19 protein-coding genes are annotated in these 19,559 nt (G+C 61.1%); 6 read left to right on the top strand and 13 right to left on the bottom strand.

Going from position 1 to position 19,559, the window contains the following annotated elements:
• Window positions 1–21: 21 nt before the first annotated feature.
• Window positions 22–1,422, top strand: coding sequence for a mercuric reductase (locus HSW_RS04555; protein WP_044001004.1), 1,401 nt, complete (start codon window positions 22–24; stop codon window positions 1,420–1,422).
• 5 nt (window positions 1,423–1,427) lie between these two features.
• Here HSW_RS04555 and HSW_RS04550 read toward each other — a convergent pair whose 3' ends face one another.
• The 7 genes from HSW_RS04550 to radC form a co-directional block, all read right to left on the bottom strand.
• Complete coding sequence (locus tag HSW_RS04550) at window positions 1,428–2,177, bottom strand: hypothetical protein (protein WP_155832819.1); 750 nt, start codon at window positions 2,175–2,177, stop codon at window positions 1,428–1,430.
• 128 nt (window positions 2,178–2,305) lie between these two features.
• Window positions 2,306–4,003, bottom strand: coding sequence for a ribonuclease Y (gene rny / locus HSW_RS04545; RefSeq protein WP_044001002.1), 1,698 nt, complete (start codon window positions 4,001–4,003; stop codon window positions 2,306–2,308).
• Window positions 4,004–4,136: 133 nt separating this feature from the next.
• Window positions 4,137–4,427, bottom strand: coding sequence for a cell division protein ZapA (locus HSW_RS04540; RefSeq protein ID WP_044001001.1), 291 nt, complete (start codon window positions 4,425–4,427; stop codon window positions 4,137–4,139).
• A gap of 37 nt (window positions 4,428–4,464) precedes the next feature.
• A complete protein-coding gene (locus HSW_RS04535) occupies window positions 4,465–4,761 on the bottom strand; it encodes a hypothetical protein (protein ID WP_044001000.1) in 297 nt (98 codons plus the stop codon).
• Window positions 4,762–4,961: 200 nt separating this feature from the next.
• Window positions 4,962–7,394, bottom strand: a complete 2,433-nt coding sequence (pheT, locus tag HSW_RS04530; RefSeq protein WP_044000999.1) for a phenylalanine--tRNA ligase subunit beta — start codon at window positions 7,392–7,394, stop codon at window positions 4,962–4,964.
• A gap of 187 nt (window positions 7,395–7,581) precedes the next feature.
• Window positions 7,582–8,196, bottom strand: a complete 615-nt coding sequence (locus HSW_RS04525; RefSeq protein ID WP_052346113.1) for a DUF1684 domain-containing protein — start codon at window positions 8,194–8,196, stop codon at window positions 7,582–7,584.
• A 33-nt stretch (window positions 8,197–8,229) separates the two neighbouring features.
• Complete coding sequence (radC, locus tag HSW_RS04520) at window positions 8,230–8,961, bottom strand: RadC family protein (RefSeq protein ID WP_044004115.1); 732 nt, start codon at window positions 8,959–8,961, stop codon at window positions 8,230–8,232.
• A gap of 143 nt (window positions 8,962–9,104) precedes the next feature.
• Between radC and HSW_RS04515 the strand changes: the two genes are divergently transcribed.
• From HSW_RS04515 to HSW_RS04495, 5 genes are all read left to right on the top strand, one after another.
• Window positions 9,105–10,349: a metallophosphoesterase gene (locus HSW_RS04515; protein WP_044000998.1), complete on the top strand. Its 1,245-nt coding sequence runs from the start codon at window positions 9,105–9,107 to the stop codon at window positions 10,347–10,349.
• A gap of 152 nt (window positions 10,350–10,501) precedes the next feature.
• Entirely contained in the window at window positions 10,502–11,140 is a 639-nt protein-coding gene (locus HSW_RS04510; RefSeq protein WP_044000997.1) for a hypothetical protein, read from the top strand.
• A gap of 175 nt (window positions 11,141–11,315) precedes the next feature.
• Window positions 11,316–11,996, top strand: coding sequence for a carboxypeptidase-like regulatory domain-containing protein (locus HSW_RS04505; RefSeq protein WP_081768250.1), 681 nt, complete (start codon window positions 11,316–11,318; stop codon window positions 11,994–11,996).
• Window positions 11,997–12,109: 113 nt separating this feature from the next.
• Window positions 12,110–13,024: a UV DNA damage repair endonuclease UvsE gene (uvsE, locus tag HSW_RS04500; RefSeq protein WP_044000995.1), complete on the top strand. Its 915-nt coding sequence runs from the start codon at window positions 12,110–12,112 to the stop codon at window positions 13,022–13,024.
• 80 nt (window positions 13,025–13,104) lie between these two features.
• Window positions 13,105–13,452: a hypothetical protein gene (locus HSW_RS04495; protein WP_044000994.1), complete on the top strand. Its 348-nt coding sequence runs from the start codon at window positions 13,105–13,107 to the stop codon at window positions 13,450–13,452.
• Window positions 13,453–13,528: 76 nt separating this feature from the next.
• Here HSW_RS04495 and HSW_RS04490 read toward each other — a convergent pair whose 3' ends face one another.
• The 6 genes from HSW_RS04490 to kdpC form a co-directional block, all read right to left on the bottom strand.
• A complete protein-coding gene (locus HSW_RS04490; protein WP_044000993.1) occupies window positions 13,529–13,930 on the bottom strand; it encodes a hypothetical protein in 402 nt (133 codons plus the stop codon).
• 134 nt (window positions 13,931–14,064) lie between these two features.
• Window positions 14,065–15,813 (bottom strand): HAMP domain-containing sensor histidine kinase, encoded by a 1,749-nt coding sequence (locus HSW_RS04485; protein WP_044000992.1) that lies wholly within the window; start codon window positions 15,811–15,813, stop codon window positions 14,065–14,067.
• A gap of 178 nt (window positions 15,814–15,991) precedes the next feature.
• Window positions 15,992–17,167, bottom strand: coding sequence for a histidine kinase (locus tag HSW_RS04480; protein ID WP_044000991.1), 1,176 nt, complete (start codon window positions 17,165–17,167; stop codon window positions 15,992–15,994).
• A 241-nt stretch (window positions 17,168–17,408) separates the two neighbouring features.
• Complete coding sequence (locus HSW_RS04475; protein WP_044000990.1) at window positions 17,409–18,518, bottom strand: porin; 1,110 nt, start codon at window positions 18,516–18,518, stop codon at window positions 17,409–17,411.
• A gap of 248 nt (window positions 18,519–18,766) precedes the next feature.
• Window positions 18,767–18,901, bottom strand: a complete 135-nt coding sequence (locus HSW_RS24935) for a hypothetical protein (protein ID WP_262489408.1) — start codon at window positions 18,899–18,901, stop codon at window positions 18,767–18,769.
• Window positions 18,902–18,904: 3 nt separating this feature from the next.
• A complete protein-coding gene (kdpC, locus tag HSW_RS04470) occupies window positions 18,905–19,465 on the bottom strand; it encodes a potassium-transporting ATPase subunit KdpC (protein ID WP_044000989.1) in 561 nt (186 codons plus the stop codon).
• Window positions 19,466–19,559: the final 94 nt, after the last annotated feature.

Raw genomic sequence — 19,559 nt, 5'->3', positions numbered from 1 at the left:
GCTGCCTGATTTACCCATCGTATGCCCCGTCCTACTCGTTTTGATGTCCTCATTATCGGCTCCGGCCAGGCGGGCAACCCCTTGGCCACGGCGTTGGCCAAAGCTGGCCGCAAGGTAGCCGTCATCGAAAAATACCTGCTGGGTGGCTCCTGCATTAACTACGGCTGCTCGCCGGTAAAAGCTCTGCTGTCTTCGGCTGAGCGAGTCCACCAGGTTGCCACCGCCGCCGACTACGGCGTCAAAGCCAGCGCGCCGAAACCAGATTTTCGCGCCATTGTGGCACGTAAGGATGCCATCATCCAGCAAAAACGTGACGGGGTGCGTGACAATCTCACCCAAGAGCAGAGTGGCATTACTGTGTTTATGGGCCATGCCCGCTTCCGCAGTGCGCGTGTGTTGCACGTGCAGCTGAATACCGGGGGCGAGCAGGAGCTGACGGCCCCGCTCATCTTCATCAATACCGGCACCCGGGCTGCCGTACCGCCCATCGAGGGCCTGACCGAAAGCGGCTTCCTCACCAACGTGGATATTCTCGACCTCAAGCAGCTACCCGAACACCTGCTGATTCTGGGCGGCGGCTACATCGGGCTGGAGTTCGGGCAGATGTTTCGCCGCTTCGGCAGCCGCGTCACCATCATCGACGCCGCCAAGAACCTGCTGGAGCGCGAAGACGACGACGTATGCCAGGCCATGCGTGCGCAGCTGGAAGCCGACGGCGTGGAGTTTGTGCTGGAAGCCGAGGTGCGCCGCGTGTCGCGCAACGCCGACGGCGAGTACACCCTCACGGCCGGCACGTCTGCCGGAGAGCGACGCCTGCGCGGCTCCCACCTGCTGGTGGCTGTGGGCCGGGAGCCCAACACCGACGACCTGGGCCTGGAAACCACCGGCGTAGAAACCGACGAGAAAGGCTACGTGCTAGTCAATGAGCGGCTGCAGACCAATGTGCGCGGTATCTACGCCCTCGGTGATGTGCATCCCGGCCCCCAGTTCACCCATCTGGCCTACGACGACTACCGCGTGGTGCGCGACAATATTCTGCACCGCAAGCGCCGTTCAGCCAAAGCCCGTCCGCTGCCCTACGTGGTGTTCACCCAGCCCCAGCTGGGCCGCATCGGGCTCAGCGAAAAGCAGGCCCGCCACGAAAAACTGGAGTACCGCGTGGCCACCATGCCGGTGCGCGTAGTGGGCCGGGCCCAGGAAACGGGCTTCACCACCGGTTTCATGAAGGTACTGGTAGACGAAAAAAGCCACATCATCGGGGCCACCATCTTCTGCGAGCAGGGCGGCGAAATCATGTCAATGATTCAGCTGGCCATGGCCGGCGGCCTCACCTGCGACGATCTACAGAATACCGTGTTTGCCCACCCAACATGGGCTGAAGCGCTGAATAATCTGTTTGCCAAGCTGGTGAAGGCGGCATAGGAAAGCTACTCCTTGAACCGATGCGGGTAAATTACGAAACCGAAAGAGGTAAAGGCGGGCTCCATCTTCATGGCATATATAGCCTTGTCGGGTGAATGCGTGCGCCCTCCGGCGGCCATTGAAAGACTGAGCACTACCTGTCCTTGCAGCCAGGGCAGCACATCAGCCCCACCCAACCGCAGAAAGACTGACGGCTCCAGGCGAGACATCCGGTGCAATGGCACTGGCTGACCCCGATCCGTGAAGTTGGCAAACCGTACCTGCGAAAAGCGGCAACTTGCTCCAACAGTTGTCCACCGGGACTGGTGGCTGACGTAAGCTTCTACGTGGGGCTTGCGAAAGCTATAACGGTACAGGCGCAACGGAACAGAATCCGGCAAGGCTTTCTGGAAGTCATCATAATACCGTGCGCCGCCCTTACCCAAGCCATAACCCATCATGGCTCCTAGCAGCCAGCCATCGCCCAAACGACGGTACGTACCTATGCTAGATTCCAGTTGCCGGATGCGGTAGTACAGGGAATCAGTGCCATTGGTTTTCAGGCCCCCAGCTGCTCTTACCACCACATATTTCAGTGGTGAGTACGCAGCTGAGCCCTCTACTCGGCCGCTGAAGTAGCCGCTGGCCACTACCTCGGCTTCGCCCTTGATATGAATTAGCGGGGCACTGGGTTGTAATGGGGCATACAAGGAGCAGCCTGTTAGTATCACCATCACACTGCCTGATACAGTTATAGAGCGTATGAATCGATCCATAAATTCTCCTTGTTAGTAGTACTCACTAAACCAGAGTTGCCAAGCAGCGCAAACGTTGCAGCCCTAATAGCAAAACCGCCCCCGCAGCCAAAGCTACGGGGGCGGTTTTACGTTGAGGAAGTATCGTACTACTTGGCGTAGGCCACGGCGCGCATTTCGCGGATAACGGTGATTTTGATCTGGCCGGGATACTGCATCTCCTTCTCGATTTTCTGCGAGATTTCGTAGCTCAACTCCTGGGCTCGCTCATCGGTTACGTTCTCGGCGTCTACCATCACGCGCAGCTCGCGGCCGGCCTGGATGGCGAAGCACTGGTTGACGCCCTTGAAGCCGTTGGCGGTTTCTTCCAGCTGCTTGAGACGCTTGATATAGCTCTCCATCATCTCGCGGCGGGCACCGGGACGCGAGCCAGAAATGGCGTCGCAGGCCTGCACCAGGGGCGAAATCATGGCCGTCATTTCCATCTCGTCGTGGTGGGCACCGATGGCGTTGACCACGTCGGGGTGCTCCTTGTACTTCTTGGCCATCTCCATACCCAGGATGGCGTGGGGTAGCTCGGGCTCCTCGGTGCTTACTTTCCCGATGTCGTGGAGCAGGCCAGCTCGCTTGGCTTTTTTCACGTCAAGTCCCATTTCAGCGGCCATGGTGGCGCAGAGGTTAGCCACTTCGCGGCTATGCTGGAGCAGGTTTTGACCGTATGAGCTGCGGAAGCGCATACGGCCCACCATCTTGATCAGCTCGGGGTGCAGGCCGTGAATGCCCAGGTCGATGATGGTTTTCTCCCCGATTTCCACGATTTCCTCATCGATGTTCTTGCGGGTTTTGGCCACAATCTCCTCGATGCGGGCCGGGTGAATCCGGCCGTCCTTCACCAGCAGGTGCAGGCTCAGGCGGGCCACCTCGCGGCGCACGGGGTCAAAGCCTGAAATGATGATGGCCTCGGGCGTATCATCCACGATGATTTCGACGCCGGTAGCGGCTTCCAGGGCCCGGATGTTGCGACCCTCGCGGCCGATGATCTTGCCCTTCACGTCGTCCGACTCGATGTTGAAAATGCTCACGCAGTTTTCAATGGCGTGCTCGGCGGCGGTGCGCTGAATGGTTTCCAGCACTACTTTCTTGGCGTCCTTAGTGGCCGTGAGCTTGGCCTGGGCCACCACGTCCTTGATGTAGGAGCTGGCCTGGATCTGGGCTTCGTTCTTGAGGCTTTCCACCAGCTGCTCGCGGGCTTCGGCGGCCGTGAGGCCCGAAATGGTTTCGAGCTGGGTGGTTACCAGCTGGATTTTCTCGCTGAGGCTCTGGCGGGTTTCCTCCAGCTCCTGCTCTACTTCCTGCTCGCGCTGCTCCAGTTTGGCCAACTGATTTTCGAGGGTAGCGCGGCGCTTTTCCTCCTGGGCTTCCAGCTTCTCGCGCTGCTGCTGGGCCTGCAGCTCCACTTTTTCGCGGGTGGCATCCAGGTCTTTTTCCTTACGCTGAATGGTTTCCAGCTGCTTCTGGGTGGTCAGGCTGAGCTGCTTGATGCTCTGCTCCTGCTCCACCACGGCGGCCCGGCGCTCGGTCAACTCCTGATCGAGGGCCTGCTTTTGGCGGCGGCTTTCCTGCTCGAATTCCTGCTTGAGGGTGCGGAATTTATCTTTCGACTGCTGAATCCGCTCGTCGCGGGTGCGGGTGGCCTGGGCTTCGGCCTCGGCCAGCAGCTGCTGGGCGCGGGCTTTGGCGTCGGCTTCATGGTCCTGCCGGGCTTTACCAGCCAGCTGGCGCCCTAGTACCACGCCCACCACAAGGGCAAGCACGGCAGCCAGGACAATATAAAGAGTTTCGGACATGAGCTATAGAGGGGGGTTAAAGGAAGGAAGAAACCCATAGCTCCGTAGAAACGCCAATGCCCGCGCAGGCAGCGGGGCCGATTACCCCGCCCTGCTCGGGCTGCTACTTCGCGTTGCGGCAAGCCGCTCTCGGCTACACCAGCACCATTCCCGACAACAGCGTGTCCAAGCGCGCGAGGCGCTCGGTCAGGGCCGCATCGGTTCCGTCCTTTTCCTTGCTGACCTTGAGGCGGTCAGCCATTGTTGATAATGCAATCATGGCCAGCAGATCCTGCTTATCCTGAATGCCGTACTGTTCCCGAAATTCCTTCAGCCGCTCGTTTAGCAGCCGGCCTGCCAGGCGCAGGCGTTCCTCGTCCTCGGGGCTTACCCGCATAGGGTAATCCCGGTCGGCAACGCGGATTTTGATGGATAAATCGGACATCAGCAGCCAGTGGTCGGTGGGGTTGGGGTGGTGGTGGTTACTCCCTCAAATAGGCAAGGCACTTATCTATTTCTCGGATGTATTCGTTGAGGCGAAGTTTCAGCTCGTTGACATTGGCCGGTTCCCCGGCTATGGTATTGACAAGTTTAGTGATATTCTCCTGATTCTGGAAATCCTTCAGCTGCCGCTCCCGGTCGCGCACGTCGGCCTGCAGCTGCTGAATGGTGGTTTGCGAATCGGCCAGCTCCTCGCGCAACTGCTGATAGGCAGTCACTAAGGTCGTCACCTGCCGCTCCAGGCGGTCGAGTTGCGCAAGCTGCTGGGTGGAGGCCATTTTTTGGTTTTTGGTTATTCGTTTTTGGTTGGTGGTTTTTTATCAGCACGTCATTCCAAGCTTGCCGAGGAATCTCGCGTGCTGATGTTGCAATAGTAACCTAAACGCCAGCACGCGAGATTCCTCGGCAAGCTCGGAATGACATACGGTAGTCTGTGGTCAGCAAGCCAATAACCAAAAACCACCAACCAAAAACCAATTTACCTGCGAATTACAGCGCCGGCCTGCTGCTCGAACTGCTGGATGAGGCGGTTCATCACGGAGTCGATGGCTTGGTCGGTGAGCGTCTGGGTGGGGTCTTGGAGCAGGAAGCTTACGGAGTACGACTTCTTGCCCTGGCCCAGATTCTCGCCCTCGTACACGTCGAACACGTTCACCTGCTGCAGGAGTTTCTTCTCGGTGCGACGGGCAATCTGCTGGAGTTGGTCGAAGGTCACGGTTTTATCAACCACCAACGACAGGTCGCGGCGCACTTCCGGGAACTTGGGTAATTCGCGGGCTACTAGCGCGTTTTTGTACTTGCGCATCAGCCAGTCCCAGTCCAGCTCGGCGTACCACACCGGCTGGCTCACGTCGAGGCGCTTCAGGATGGCCGTTGATACCGCGCCCAGTTGGGCTACCGGCTGGTTTTGGGCCAGCAGCGTGAGGCCGCCGGCTAGGTACGGGTGCTGCACCGGCTGCGAAGTAGGCTGCGGGAAGCCCAGCGAGGCTAGTACCTGCTGCACCGCGCCGGCCAGCTGGTGGAAGCTGCTCTTGTCCGACTTCTGCTGCCAGGTTTCGGCGGCGGTGTTGCCGGTGAGGTAAATGACCAGCTTGTTGTGCTCTTCGTACTGGCCGCCGGCCTTCTGGCGGTAGGCTTTGCCGAACTCGTACAGCTTCAGGTCGCGCTGGCGGCGGTTCACGTTATGGCGGATTACCTCCAGGCCGCTGGGCAGCAGGCTGGGGCGCATCACGTTCAGCTCGGCGCTATTGAAGTTGAGCAGGCGCACCAGTGTTTCATCCGTCTCCCCTTCCTTCTCGAAGTAGAGCGAGTTGGTGATGGAATTGGTAATGATTTCCGAGAAGCCCTGGCCGCTGAGCAGCCGGGCCGTATTCTGGCGGATGATTTCGGGGTCGGGGTTGGGAAACTGGGCCAGGTAAGAAGCCGAGTTATGCGGACGCAAAGCCACATGGTTGTAGCCATAGATGCGCAGGATTTCCTCAATCACATCGGCCTCGCGGGTCACGTCCACTTTATGCGGTGGCACCGACAGCATCCACTCGGCGTGACCGGCTTCGTCGGTCAGCTCTTCCGAGATGAGGATGTCGAGGTCGGTGAGGATCTGGCGGATGCGCTCGGGGGCAATGAACTGGCCCACCAGCTTCTCCACGCGGGGCAGACGCAGGCGCACGGCTGCGTGGCCGATGTGCGCGGGGTACTCGTCTACCACGGGCGCGGCCACGGTGGCGCCAGCCACTTCCTGCAACAGCAAAGCTGCCCGCTTCAATCCCATGAGCACCATATTGGGGTCGGTGCCCCGCTCAAACCGGAAGGAGGCATCGGTTTTGAGCTGGTGGGTCTGGCCGGTTTTGCGCACCACGGCCGGCGCGAAGTAGGCGCTTTCTAGGAACACGCGGGTAGTGGCCTCGTTCACGCCTGAGGTTTTGCCCCCAAACACGCCCGCCAGCGCCATCGGCGTGCCGTGGGCATCGGCAATAACTAAGTCCTCAACGCGCAGAGTGCGCTCGGTACCGTCGAGGGTGGTGAACTTCTCCCCTTCGGCGGCCCGCTTCACGCGTATCTGGTTGCCGCTGATCTGGTCAGCGTCGAAGGCATGTAGGGGCTGGCCCAACTCGTGCAGCACGAAGTTGGTCACATCCACCACGTTATTGATTGGCGAAAGGCCGATGCTGCGCAGGCGGCGCTGCAGCCACTCGGGCGAGGGGCCTACTTGCACGTTTTCAAGCAGCAAACCGGCGTAGCGCGGGGCCGCGGCGGCGTCTTCGATGGTTACGCTGATGGGCGCGGCCGCCGCCGGGGCGTGGAAGTCGCTGATATCGGGCAGGTGGCAGGGATGGCGCAGCAGGGCGCGCAGCTCGCGGGCCACGCCGTAGTGCGAGGCGGCGTCGGCGCGGTTCGGGGTCAGGCCGATTTCGAATACCGAATCAGAACCCAAGCCGAAGTACTCGGCGGCAGGCGTACCGTTGGGCAGGTCGGTGGTCAGGACCATAATGCCGGCGTGCGACTGGCCCAAGCCGATTTCGTCCTCGGCGCAGATCATGCCCTCGGAGGCCAGGCCCCGGATTTTGGACTTCTTGATTTTGAACGGCTCGCCTTCGGAAGGGTGCAGCACGGCCCCGTCGAGGGCCACTACCACGCGCTGGCCGGCGGCTACGTTGGGGGCGCCGCACACAATCTGGCGGATGGTGCCGTCGCCCACGTCCACGGTAGTAACGCTGAGCTTGTCGGCGTCGGGGTGCTTTTCGCGGGTGAGTACGGTGCCCAGCACCACGCCGCGCAGGCCGCCGGGCACACTTTCCAGCTCCTCAATGCCTTCTACCTCCAGCCCGGAGCCGGTGAGCAGCTTGCCAATCTCCTCGGCGGGTTTATCGGTAGGAATGAGCGTGCGGAGCCAGTCGAGGGATATTTTCATCAGTTACGAGTTGCGAGTTGTCAGTTGGTTGCTCGTGGTCAGTTGTCAGGATTGTGTTGGTAACTGGCCGCGAGCAACCAACTGACTACAAAGGTACGGATTCGGCGGGGCGGCGGAAAACGGGCCGAAATAGCCGCGTGTGTCATTCCGAGCGGAGCGAGGAATAACAGTTGTTGGCGGCGTACCGCTACTTGAAGGCTTTTTCCCCGGCCTTGATTTCCACGGTCAGGCGGTTGTCGGCGGGCGGGACGGGACAGGCGAAGCCGTCGGCGTAGGCGCAGTAGGGGTTGTAGGCCTCGTTGAAGTCGAGGATTACTTCCGTGTCGCCGGCGGCGGGCAGGGGTGCGTCGAGGTAGCGGCCGCCGCCGTAGGTGGCAAAGCCGTTGGTGCGGTCGGTGAAGGGCACGAACAGCGTAGTATCTTGGCCGTCGGCTTTCAGGAACAGGGTCAGCTTGTACTCCTGCTTGTTGAACAGGAAGCTGGCCCGGCCCCAGCGCAGGTACTTATCGGCCTTGCCATCGGTGAGGGGCATTTCTACGGTGTCGCGCTGGGAAAACTGCTCCAGCTGGGCGTCGAAGCGGTAGGCTTTATCGGGAACGAAGTACTTGAGGCTGTCGAAGGTCTGGCGCTGCTCGGTGCTCAGGGGCGAGTCTTCGGCCCGACGGAAACCGTTGTCCTTGGCCTCGCGGGCTTTGCGCAACTGGGCGGCGTACTGGTCGCTGCCCAGCACCAAGTCCTGCACGAAGTAGCCGAAGACGAGTAGTAAACCGAGGGCAATGAGTAGTTTGGGATTTAAGCGCATAGCGCAAAAGTAACGTGCAGCTTCTGCTTCCCCTCACAGCATACTTTCATCGGCGAAGCTGTAGTAGCCGTTGTCGGTGTAGATGAGGTGGTCGAGGATGGGCAAATCCAGGAACTGACCGGCTTCCTTGAGCTTGCGGGTGAGAGCAATGTCGGCGGCGGAGGGGTTCTTATTGCCGCTGGGGTGGTTATGCACCAGAATTACGCTGCTGGCCAGTTGCTCCAAAGCTTCCTTGAAGATGAGCTTGGGGTCGGCGACGGTGCCGGCCACGCCGCCGCGGCTGATGCTCACGGTGCGCATTACCACGTTGGCCCGGTTCAGCAGCACCACCCAGAACTCCTCGTGGGGCAAGTCCTGCAGGTAGGGACGTACCACGCGGTAAATGTCGCGGGAGCAGGTGATGGTAGCACGGGCGGGCGCATCGGCCTCTTTGCGGCGGCGGCCCAGCTCCAGGGCCGCCACAATGGTAATGGCTTTGGCTTCCCCTATTCCCTTTTGGCGCATCAGCTCCTTCAGGGAAAAGCGGGCCAGGGCGTTCAGGTCATTCTGAGCGGCGCTGAGTACCAGCTTGGCTACATCCACGGCCGAGAGTTTGGCCGTACCTGAACCCAGCAGAATGGCCAGCAGTTCGGCATCTGATAGGGCGGCGCGGCCCTTCTGCATCAGTTTTTCGCGCGGCCGGTCTTCTTCGGCCCAGCTCTTGATACCGAACGAAGCGGGCGTTTCATAAGGAACGGCTGCCGATTCGGGAGCCTGCACTGGCATATTTTCCGTCAGATTGTCAAACTCTTGCATAGGGCACCGTTGTTGTTAGCTCCGGAATTTAAAGCAAAAACTCCGCAACCACGTCTTTTCCCGTAGCAACCGGCCCCGAACTACTTTACGGCCCGCTGGTTTGTACTTTCTCTATGCGCAACCCCTCATTTCTCGTTTTCTTTTTCGGCTTGATAGCCGTGGCCGAGTGGTATGGCTACCAGGCATTTCGCACCATTTTTCAACATGCTGACTCCAGTACCCGCCGGCTAACGGCCACTCTGTACTGGGGCGTTTCGGTGCTGATTTGGGTCCTCGGATTCTGGGCCATGCGCAACCGCCAGGAACATGCCTCCTTTAAGTCCTACCTGGGTGGGCTACTGCTGGCCATGATTGCGGCCAAAATCGTCATTCTGATTCCACTACTGCTGGAAGACCTCACGCGGCTGGCCCGCTGGGCTTTCCAGAGCGGCACCCGGACCGCCGGCACGCCCAGCGGCGCGGGCATCTCGCGCAGTGAGTTTCTGAGCAAGGCCGCTCTGGTGCTGGGCGCCATTCCGTTCGTGTCGCTGCTATGGGGCATGGCCAAGGGCGGCACCGATTACACCGTGCGCCGCGTGACGCTGCGCTTTCCCAACCTGCCGGCCTCCTTCGATGGGTTTAAGCTGCTTCAGATTTCTGATCTGCACACAGGCTCCTTCCACTCCAAAGAGCCGTTGCAGCGGGCTGTGCAGCTCATCAACGAGCAGCAGGCCGACCAGATTTTCATGACCGGTGACCTAGTGAACAACTACGCCACTGAGGTAGAAGAGCACATCGACACGCTGGCTGGCATCCAATCGAAGCTGCCCATCTACTCCGTGCTCGGCAACCACGACTACGGCGACTACGTGCCTGAATTCAAGGAGGATCGTTCTTTGTGGGAGGCCAACTTAGCGCGGCTGAAGCAGAATCACGCCAAAATTGGCTGGGAGCTGCTGCTGGACGAGGCCCGTACGGTGGAGCGCAACGGCGAGAAGATTGTCATTCTGGGCGTGCAGAACTGGGGGGCCCGGGGATTTACGCAGTACGGCAAGCTGGCCCAGGCTCACGCCGCTGCTGATGCTGCCGCACCCTTCAAAATCCTGCTTTCGCACGACCCTTCGCACTGGGACGGACAGGTACATCAGTATGACGACATTGACCTAATGCTGGCGGGCCATACCCATGGCATGCAGTTCGGTGTGAACCTGTCGTTTCTGAAGTGGAGCCCGGTGCAGTATGCCTACAAGCAGTGGGCCGGTTTGTACCAGCGCGGCAAGCAGTACCTCTACGTGAATGCCGGGCTGGGCTTTATCGGCTACCACGGCCGGGTGGGCTTCCTGCCCGAAATTACCGTGTTTGAGTTGCGCCGGGGGTAAGCCACTAACGTTCTGCATCCTACCTGAGCCCGTTGCGGATTACCGCAGCGGGCTTTTGTTTGCCCCGTCGGTAACCGGCCGCGCTTGCACTCCGTATAGGTCGCATTACATTTTTCCCATCCTCTTCTCTCCCTTTACCTTCTCTCAACGCCATGAAAAAGACCCTGTTAATCCTTTCGGCTGCGGCTGCATTTATGACGGCCTCATGCTCGGAAAATAAAACCGCCGAAACCACTACCTCGGCCGACGGCACAACCACTACCACAACCACTACCACGGCGCAGACGGCCTACACGCCCGAAGCCATTGAGCGCCGCGCCGACCGGATTGCGGCAGATATGGCTGCCAAAATGAAATTCGACGACGCCACCCGTACCAAAATCCGGACGGCGTACGTGACGCGCGGCCAGCGCATTGCTGAACTCCAGACGAAGTATGCCACCGACACCGTAGGTATGGCCGCCGCCATGCAGGGCGTATACACCGACACCGACACGGAGATGAAAACCATTTTCACCGACCCCACGCAGTACTCGGCCTATGAGTCGAGCCGTACAGACTACATGGAAGACCGCTACATGGAGGACGATTCCAACATGGCGACTTCCGATATGAGCAGCGCTGACGCATCGGCTTCCTCGGCTGAGATGGGTGACGGCTCGAAGGTAAAAGTAAAGGCCGACGGCGACGTAAAAATCAAGGACGCCGAAGGCAACAAAATGAAGATGGACGGCGACGACGGCACCGTAAAAATGAAACCGGAAGAAGGCGACAAATCCGTCATCAAGTAAGCTGTTTGGCTGGCCGATCTAATCCGGCCGCGAATTTGCTTACAACCAAAGAGCCCGCACCTGCAACGGTGCGGGCTCTTTTTGTCTCCTTCCGGCGTGGCTGCGTCGATAATGCCGGGGGCCTGATCGGTTTTAATTGGCTTTCTCCGGCCGTGGTGCGTTAGTTTGCTATCTGATGATGCCTTTTCGTTTGCCTATGGGTTTGTTGCGCGCCGGGTGGCTGCTGGTTTTGCTACTGCTGGCCGGAGCCGCCACGGCCCAGCTGCGGGTAACCGGCAGCGTGTCGGATGCCAGCAACCGCCGGCCCATTCCGGGGGCCTCCGTTATTGTGCAGCGCACCCGCCTGGGCACCACTGCCACCGCCGAGGGCGACTTCAGCATCACGGCCAACAATACCGACACGCTCATTTTCCGGGCCGTGGGTTTCAAGGCGCAGCGCCTGCCGCTGGGCGGCACCGGCCTTTCTCAGCTCATCGTGCAGATCAAACTGGTGCAGGACACCGTGCAGCTAGGCGAGGTTCGAATCACGGAAGGCCGCCCCGACCGCGCCGTTATCAACCGGGCTTTGCGCAATATTAAGCGGCCCAGCACGGCTCCTACCAGCGCCGTTAAGCGCCCGCCCGCGCCCAAACCCCTGTTCCCCGTCGATTCGGCCGCGCCCAAGGCTCCAGTTCCCACGCTGGCCAGCCCCGTGAGTTTACTCTATGAGCAGTTCTCGCGCGAGGGCAAGCAGCGCCGCAAAATGGAGGAAATCAACAAAGAAGAAGCCGCCGCCAAAGCCGCCGAGCTGGACCGCCTGAACCGCCGCCGCTACAACAAGAACTTCAAGGACAACCGCGGCTACGAGGTGGAATAATGGTGATTTAGTAAGTCGATCCAGTGAGTTTGCCGTTCAATTTGCAGTAAAAATGCCTGCAGAACGGCAAAATCACCGACTCACTAAATCACTAAATCACCGTATACCGGGGTATGAAGATTGGATATCCTTGCGTAAACGAATCCCTGGACTGCACCACGACCAGCACATTCCGGCTGGCTTCTTATTCTGACGAGCGGGTAGAGTTGGCCGTGGGAAACAACCTGCGCTGCTTGCTGCGAATTCTGGCCTGGAACGTGGAGAGGCAGCTGCTGTTTTTCCGGATTGGCTCGGGGGTGGTGCCGTTTGGCTCCCACCCCATCAACACCTTTCCCTGGCAGACGCGCTTTGCGGCAGAGTTCCGGCAGGTGGGCGACTTCGTGAAAGCCCACGACATGCGCATCTCCTTCCACCCCGACCAGTTTGTGGTGCTGAACTCACCCGATGCCGGTATTGTGGAGCGTAGCGTGCAGGAGCTAGTGTACCAGGGCTCAATGCTGGACCTGATGGGCCTCGACAGCACCCACAAGCTCCAGATTCACGTGGGCGGCCTCTACGGCGACCGGGACCTAGCTATCAGCCGCTTTATTGCCACCTATCGGCAGTTGCCCGAGGCCGTGCGCGCCCGCCTCGTCATCGAAAACGACGACCGGCTATTCAGCCTGCAGGACTGCCTGCGCGTGCATCAGGCCGTGGGCATCCCCATCTTGTTCGACAACTTCCACCACGAGTGCCTCAACCACGGCGAGCCAATGGCCGAAGCCCTGCGCCTGGCTGCCGCCACCTGGCATCCTGCGCGCGATGGGGTGATGATGATGGACTACAGCTCGCAGGCCCACGGTGAGCGGAAAGGCAAGCACACGGCCAGCATGGAGGAAGACCTATTCCGGGCCTTTCTGCCCGAGTTAGGTGACCTAGACGTGGATATCATGCTGGAAATAAAGGACAAGGAAGCCAGCGCCGGCCGGGCCTGCGGTATTCTGCGTGACGTGGGCCGACTGGCGGTGTCGTTGCCTGCAGCACAGTAAAGTTCAACCCCTGGCGCTTCCCTGCCGTACAGCCCTCCGATAAGCCACACCGCTTGTCTTCACTTACTTCTCCCCTTCCGATGATATTCTCTGATCTGCTGAATGCCACTAATCACTCTCTCAGCAACGGCCTGACGGGCATTCCCCTCAGCGGGGCAATGGACAACACCGAAACCTGGCAGCAGCACCTGTTACAAAGCGGCGAGCCGGCTCTGCAGGATATTGGCCGCGAGCTGGGCAACTTACAATCCTTGCTCAGCGCCGGCGACGCGGGCCTCGACGCGCAGGCCATTGGCCGTTCTCTGAGCATGCTGGGCGCGCAAACCGCCGAAATTGTACGCACGGCTCCTGACGAAGTCCGTAGCGGTCTGTCGAGCCTGTCGGATACGCTGCTGAAGGCTGGCGGGCAGTTGGAACAAAGCCGCTAACCCACCTACTCCGCGTCACATAAAAAGGCCGCTCCGTATGATACGGAGCGGCCTTTTTATGTGGTATTATCTTGCGTTACGGACGAATAGTACCGGCCGGAGTGGTGGTCCCGGCGGGAGTGGTACCCATTGGCGTGGTGGAGGTACCGCGTACAGTTCTCACGCGGCGGCCGTTAGTAGTGGTGCGGCTGGGAGCCGTAGTAGGCTGAGTGGCACGGCGCACCCCACCGGGCGTTACCATAGGCGACGTAGTAGGCCGCTGGTCGATGGTGCCGGGTACGGTTTGCGTAGGGTTAGTGGAAGTAGGAGTACGCTGGTCGAGGTTACCAGGATTGGTAGTGGGGTTAGCCGGATTCTGCGGCTGCACGGTGGTCTGATTGAGCGTTCCGCCCCGCTGGGGCTCAGAAGGTGAAATTTGAGCAGTGGCGGCGGTAGCAGTGAATAGCAACGCGGCGGCAGCAAGCAAGGAAAGTTTCATAGTACAGGAGGTCTGGTAGTAAACGGATGCCCCATTATTGGGGCTTCGTATTTGCTTGTACGCGAGCCGTCAACCAGCCGCCGGATAAACCCCAAATCTTGTTTACACGCTGTTGAGCTTGTTTTTTTGACTTTTCACCCCGCCACTGGCAGCGTGAACCGGAAGGTGCTGCCGCTGCCCAGTTCGCTTTCCACCCACAGCTGCCCGCCCTGGCTGCCGATAAACTCGCGGGCAATGCTCAGGCCTAAACCCGAGCCGCCCCGGTAGCCGGTTTTATCGGGAATCTGCACAAAGCGCTGGAAGATCTTTTCCTGGTATTGGGGCGCAATGCCGGGGCCGTGGTCCTGCACCAGCACCTCCACCTGCTGCCCACCCGCAGCCAACGCCGCCCGGATGTGCAGCTGTCCCTGCTCGGGCGAGTAGCGGATGCCGTTGGCCAGCAGGTTCAGCAGCACCCAGGTGGTTTTCTCGATGTCAGCGCGCACGGGGGGCAGCTCGGCGGGCACCTGGATGTCGAGGGTGAGCTGCTTGGGCTGGAGCTGGAGCTGGATGGTATCGGCCGCGAACTGCACGATGTCGCGCACCTGGGTGGGCTGGAAGTTGAGCTGGATGTTGCCCGATTCCAGCCTCGACACGTCAATCAGCTCGCCCACCAGCTTCAGTAGCCGCTGGTTTTCCTGCTTGATGGTGGCCAGAATCCGCTGCTGCTCCTCGTTTACGGAGCCCACTTTGCCATTCTGCAGCAGCTTCAGGCTGAAATTGATGCTGGACAGCGGCGTTTTCAGCTCGTGCGACACGGTAGCCAGGAAGTTCGACTTGGCCTGATCCAGCTTCTTGAACTCCGACACGTTGTGCAGGGTGAGGATAGAGCCCACGAATTCCATCTTATCCAGCGCCTCGTTGAAGCTGATGACGTCGTTCACGGCTACGCGGTAGTACACTTCCTCGCCGTTGCGGGCCAGGGTGAGCACCGGGGCAGCCTCCTGGGGGCGCTGGGCGGCGGGCGTATCGAGGTGGCGCAGCAGTTCCCGGAACAGGTCGTTGTGGCGGGCTACTTCGTCGGCCGGCTGGCCCAGCAGTCCGGCGGCGGGCTGGCCCAGCAGCTCGGCGGCTACGGGGTTCACCAGCAGCACCCGGCGGTGCTCATCCACCAGTAGCAGGCCCTCATCGAGGTTGTTCACGATGCTGGCGGCGCGGTTGCGCTCGGCCATCAGCTGGGCCAGCGTGGAGGTGCGGTAGTCCTGCAGCTGCACCAGCATGCGGTTGAAAGCCCGCGCCACGGTGCCAAACTCGTCGTGGCTTTCCACCGGAATGGAGGACGAATAATCCTGATTAGTGGCGTTTTCGATGCTGGCCGTGAGCTTGCGCAGGCCCCCCACGGCCGCCTCGGGCACGCTCAGTACGAATAGCAGGGAGGTCAGCAGCGCGAAGGTGAGCAACGCCAGCACGTAGCGCTGCTGCTGGGTGGCGGTTCGGTTGGCGGCTTCGTTTTTGCGGGTGAGGGCCTGGGTGTTCAGGTCAATCATGCGGTAGGTGAGCGTGCGGAGCCGGGCGGCGGTAGCGGCCTGGGGCAGCCGCTCGTAGCGGGCCAGCGTGGCGGTGAGGCTGTCTACCACCGCCTGCTCACCCACTTCCGTCACGTTGCCGGCCTCGCGGGTGAGAGCCTCCCGGAAGCTGGACAATGCCACGGGCGGCGCGGTCTGCACGCTGTCGAGGGCGCGCAGCATGCGCTGACCCAGCTCTACGGAGTAGAAATTGTCCTGCAGCACGTTGCGCGCCGTGCGGTCAAGGCGGTTGAGCGAGAACAGGGTAAACGCACTCACGCCCAGCAGCAGCAGCAGCATGGTGACGAAGGCCAGGGTGATTTTGGTTTTGAGGTTCATGGGCGGGCAGTATCAGGGCTAGAAACTAGCTCCCCTCCTTGGAAAGGAGGGGTTGGGGGTGGTTGACAATCGTTGAACATCTATTAAAAAACTAGCTCTAAAACCGTTCTGGGAGAATCAACCACCCCCAACCCCTCCTCATCTGAGGAGGGGAGCTAGTTTCTAGCTTCGCGCTACATCAATAACTCACCAAAAACACGTCCACGTCCAGCGGAGAGCGGGCTACGGCGCGGATGAGGCGGCGCGTGACGCCGGGGCGCAGCAGGCGCTGCCACCAGCTTTTCTCGCTGGTTACGCCGCAAATCAGCAGCGTGACGCCTTTTTCCTGGGCCACGCGCAGGATTTCGGGCACCGCGTCGGTGGCCTTCACGCGCAGAATCTGGCCGCCCAGCTCAGTGGTGAGCTGCAGGTTATTGAGCAGGTGGCGCTGGGTAGCCAGGTTGATGCGGTCGGCCGATTCGCGGGGCGTCTGCACGTAGAGCACGGCCCAGGAGGCGGCCGAGAGGCGGTCGGCGAGGCGGCTGGTTTTGCGGATGATTTCCCGGGCGGCGGGGGCGTTGGCGTTGATGCAGGCCAGCAGCCGGTCCTGGTTGCGGCGCTCGGGGGCCACGGGCGCGGCCCCGCCGCCGTCGGTTTCAATCTGGCGGCTGATGAGGTTGGCGGTTTCGCGCACGGCCAGCTGGCGCAACTGCAGCAGGTTTTCGGCCTGAAAGAAGTTCTGCAAAGCCGTGGGCACCTTGGCCGCGTCGTAGATTTTGCCTTCCTCCAGGCGGGCGCGCAGCTCGCCCACGGTCAGGTCCACGTTCACCACTTCATCGGCCTGCTTCAGCACCTGGTCGGGCACGCGTTCCGTCACGTCGGTGCCGGTGATGCGCAGCACTTGGTCGTGCAGGCTTTCGAGGTGCTGAATATTGACGGCCGTAAGCACCGAAATACCGGCCCGCACCAGCTGCTCCACGTCCTGCCAGCGTTTTTCGTTTTCGGAGCCGGGTACGTTGGTGTGGGCCAGCTCATCCACCACCACCACCGAGGGCCGGCGCTGCAGAATGCCCTGCACGTCCAGCTCCTCCAGCATGCGGCCCTTGTAGAATATGTGCTTGCGCGGCACGGTGGGCAGGTCGCGGAGCTGGGCCACGGTGCCGGGGCGGCCGTGGGTTTCCACGTAGCCCAGCACCACATCCACGCCGTGGGCGCGCAGATCGTGGGCCTCCTGCAGCAGGCGGTAGGTTTTGCCCACGCCGGCGGCCAGCCCCAGGTACACCTTCAGCCGCCCGCGCCGCCGCTGCTGCACCAGCCGCAGAAACCGCTCGGCCGATTGGTCGCGCTGTTGGTCGTCGTTGGCTGGAGTTGACATGGTCGAAGGGAATGTTAGAACGTCATGCTGAGCGCAGTCGAAGCATCTCTACCGCTTCGGTAGAACGTCATTCCGAGCAGCGCGAGGAATCTCGCGTGCTGACTCTTGAAATGGTAGCTCAACGAAGCGGGAGAGATGCTTCGGCTACGCTCAGCATGACAGGTAGCTTGGCAACGTCAGCACGCGAGATTCCTCGCGCTGCTCGGAATGACGTGCTATGTTGTCGTGCTGGCTGAGTACTCTAAAACGACAGCGCGATGCTGCTGGTGAGGTTGCCGTAGTTGCGCGTGGGGTTGCCGTTGCGGTCCGTCAGGAAGGGCTGGCGGCCGTGGAAGGTGCGGCCTTCTACCCGGAACGTCACGTTGCTGGTGGGCGCGTAGTCGAGGTTGAGCGAGGCGGCCTGCACCTTGAAATCGGTGGCGGCGGCTACCGGCGAAATGGTGCTGATGATGACGCCCCGGTCGGCGTTGTAGTACTCGGCGCGGGCGGCGGCGGTCCACTTATCGGCCAGCTTGTAGCGCACGAAGGCCGCGCCGGTGTGCCAGGTATCGGCCTTGCCGCCGCGCTGCTCGCTTTCCTGCTTGCCCACGTCGAACACCAAAGCCAGGCTGAGGCGGTCGGTGGCGGCGTAGCTCACGTAGAAATCGTGGAAGTAGCGGCGGCGGCGCACCGAGTCCTGGGGCTGCTCATTGCCGTAAAAAGTGCTGCTGTTGATGAGCAGCTTATCGGTGGGTTTCCACTGAATCTGGGTACCCAGGGCCTTGGCCTGGTTGTTTTCGCGGATGTTCTGCCAGCCGTTGAGTACCAGCCCGGTCAGCGTCAGCTTCGGGGCCACCTCGTAGGTCAGCCGCGCCCCGGCTTCGTAGTACGGCGAGTTTTCGGCCATCAGGGAGCGGGTCAGCGTCCAGTTGTCCTTGCTCAGGGCCGACTCAAACCCGATGTGCGAGCCGAAAATACCCACGTCGAGCCAGGCTTTTTGGAAGGGCCGGAAGCCCGCGTAGGCTTCGTACAGATGCTTGAGCACCTGGTCCTCGGCCGCGTAGTTGGCCGATACGTAGGTGCCCGCGTGCAGGCCCAGGGCCCCGCGCACCTGCCCGTTGTCGTAGCGCAGGCCGATAACGGCGTTGTTCACCGTAAACTCGTTCTGGCGGTTGTGCGAGTACAGGAAGCCGGGCCGCTGGTTGGTGGCCGCGTGCTTGAAATCATAGCCGTAGTAGCCATCCACAAACCCGTAGGTAGTCAGCGGATTGGCCGGATCCGCCGCAGCTGCTGTGGAATCGGGCGTGGTTTGGGCCATAGCAGCCGAAGCCGTGAGCAGTGCCGTAGCGGTAAAAAGAACCAGTGGTTTCATTGGGAGAGAAAGAAGGCCGAGGAACCTCACCCCCCGGCCCCCGGTTCGCTTGATGCGCGAAGCCACGGGGAGAGGGGGAACCTGACGATTTTTGATCAGGCGGATGGCGGGGAAGTAATACAGAATTGAGGATGTAAAGCAACGAAAACGAGCCGGGAGGTAGTAGCGCGAACTGTGTAGTTCGCGCCCCAGAACGACAATCGTTGCAACGGCGCGGGGACGCGAACTACACAGTTCGCGCTACTGCCTCAGGCTACCAGTTGCAGCAGTAGCCACAGCAGCGCCAGAGCCAGCAGAGTGTAGCCGGGGCGGAAGCGGCGGCCGCGGTGCCGGTGGGCCCGCAGCCGATAATGGGCGCGGGCCCGGTGCGCGGAAGCAGCCACCGGCTAGCGGTTCTGCAGGGCGTCGAGGGCCGCGTTCAGGCGCAGCACGTTCACCCGGTCGGGGCCGAAGGCGCTGTGCTGGGTGTGCTCCGTCACCAGGGCCTGCACCTTGGCAGCATCGAGGTTGCGGGCTTTGGCCACGCGGCCCACCTGCACGGCGGCGGCGGCCGGCGAGAGGTGCGGGTCGAGGCCGGAGCCGGAGGCGGTGAGCAGCTCGGCCGGCACCTGGGCCTTGGTTACGCCGGGGTTCTGCACCAGAAACGTATCGAGGCGGACCTGCACGGTGGCTAGGTAATCGGGGTTGCTGGGGCCTTTGTTGGAGCCGGCCGAGCCGGCGGCGTTGTAGTCCACGGCCGAGGGGCGGCCCTGGAAGTACTCGGGCCGGGTGAAGTTCTGGCCCACGTTATCGTAGCCCACCACGCGGCCCTTGTGGCTGATGGTTTCGCCCTGCCCGCCGGCCGGGGCCAGCTGAGCGCCGGCCCACACCAAAGCGGGGTAAATCAGGCAGCATACCACCAGCAGCACAAGGGTCAGGCGGAATGCGGGAAGCAGGTTCTGTTTCATGGAAAAGGGAGCTAAAAAGCTAAGTCTAGAGCTAGTTCCCCTCTTTGGAAAGGAGGGGCTAGGGGTGGTTGATTCGTTGAAGGATTCGGAGTTA

It is taken from the genome of Hymenobacter swuensis DY53 (assembly GCF_000576555.1).
GTDB lineage: Bacteria > Bacteroidota > Bacteroidia > Cytophagales > Hymenobacteraceae > Hymenobacter > Hymenobacter swuensis.
Note: the sequence above shows the minus strand (reverse complement) of the source record. Positions and strands in the feature narration are given on the sequence as shown.

Coding starts and splice junctions, on each gene's coding strand:
- HSW_RS04555 (WP_044001004.1), top strand. CDS start 22: ATGCCCCGTCCTACTCGTTTTGATGTCCTCATTATCGGCTCCGGCCAG.
- HSW_RS04550 (WP_155832819.1), bottom strand. CDS start 2,177: ATGGATCGATTCATACGCTCTATAACTGTATCAGGCAGTGTGATGGTG.
- rny (WP_044001002.1), bottom strand. CDS start 4,003: ATGTCCGAAACTCTTTATATTGTCCTGGCTGCCGTGCTTGCCCTTGTG.
- HSW_RS04540 (WP_044001001.1), bottom strand. CDS start 4,427: ATGTCCGATTTATCCATCAAAATCCGCGTTGCCGACCGGGATTACCCT.
- HSW_RS04535 (WP_044001000.1), bottom strand. CDS start 4,761: ATGGCCTCCACCCAGCAGCTTGCGCAACTCGACCGCCTGGAGCGGCAG.
- pheT (WP_044000999.1), bottom strand. CDS start 7,394: ATGAAAATATCCCTCGACTGGCTCCGCACGCTCATTCCTACCGATAAA.
- HSW_RS04525 (WP_052346113.1), bottom strand. CDS start 8,196: ATGCGCTTAAATCCCAAACTACTCATTGCCCTCGGTTTACTACTCGTC.
- radC (WP_044004115.1), bottom strand. CDS start 8,961: ATGCCAGTGCAGGCTCCCGAATCGGCAGCCGTTCCTTATGAAACGCCC.
- HSW_RS04515 (WP_044000998.1), top strand. CDS start 9,105: ATGCGCAACCCCTCATTTCTCGTTTTCTTTTTCGGCTTGATAGCCGTG.
- HSW_RS04510 (WP_044000997.1), top strand. CDS start 10,502: ATGAAAAAGACCCTGTTAATCCTTTCGGCTGCGGCTGCATTTATGACG.
- HSW_RS04505 (WP_081768250.1), top strand. CDS start 11,316: ATGATGCCTTTTCGTTTGCCTATGGGTTTGTTGCGCGCCGGGTGGCTG.
- uvsE (WP_044000995.1), top strand. CDS start 12,110: ATGAAGATTGGATATCCTTGCGTAAACGAATCCCTGGACTGCACCACG.
- HSW_RS04495 (WP_044000994.1), top strand. CDS start 13,105: ATGATATTCTCTGATCTGCTGAATGCCACTAATCACTCTCTCAGCAAC.
- HSW_RS04490 (WP_044000993.1), bottom strand. CDS start 13,930: ATGAAACTTTCCTTGCTTGCTGCCGCCGCGTTGCTATTCACTGCTACC.
- HSW_RS04485 (WP_044000992.1), bottom strand. CDS start 15,813: ATGAACCTCAAAACCAAAATCACCCTGGCCTTCGTCACCATGCTGCTG.
- HSW_RS04480 (WP_044000991.1), bottom strand. CDS start 17,167: ATGTCAACTCCAGCCAACGACGACCAACAGCGCGACCAATCGGCCGAG.
- HSW_RS04475 (WP_044000990.1), bottom strand. CDS start 18,518: ATGAAACCACTGGTTCTTTTTACCGCTACGGCACTGCTCACGGCTTCG.
- kdpC (WP_044000989.1), bottom strand. CDS start 19,465: ATGAAACAGAACCTGCTTCCCGCATTCCGCCTGACCCTTGTGCTGCTG.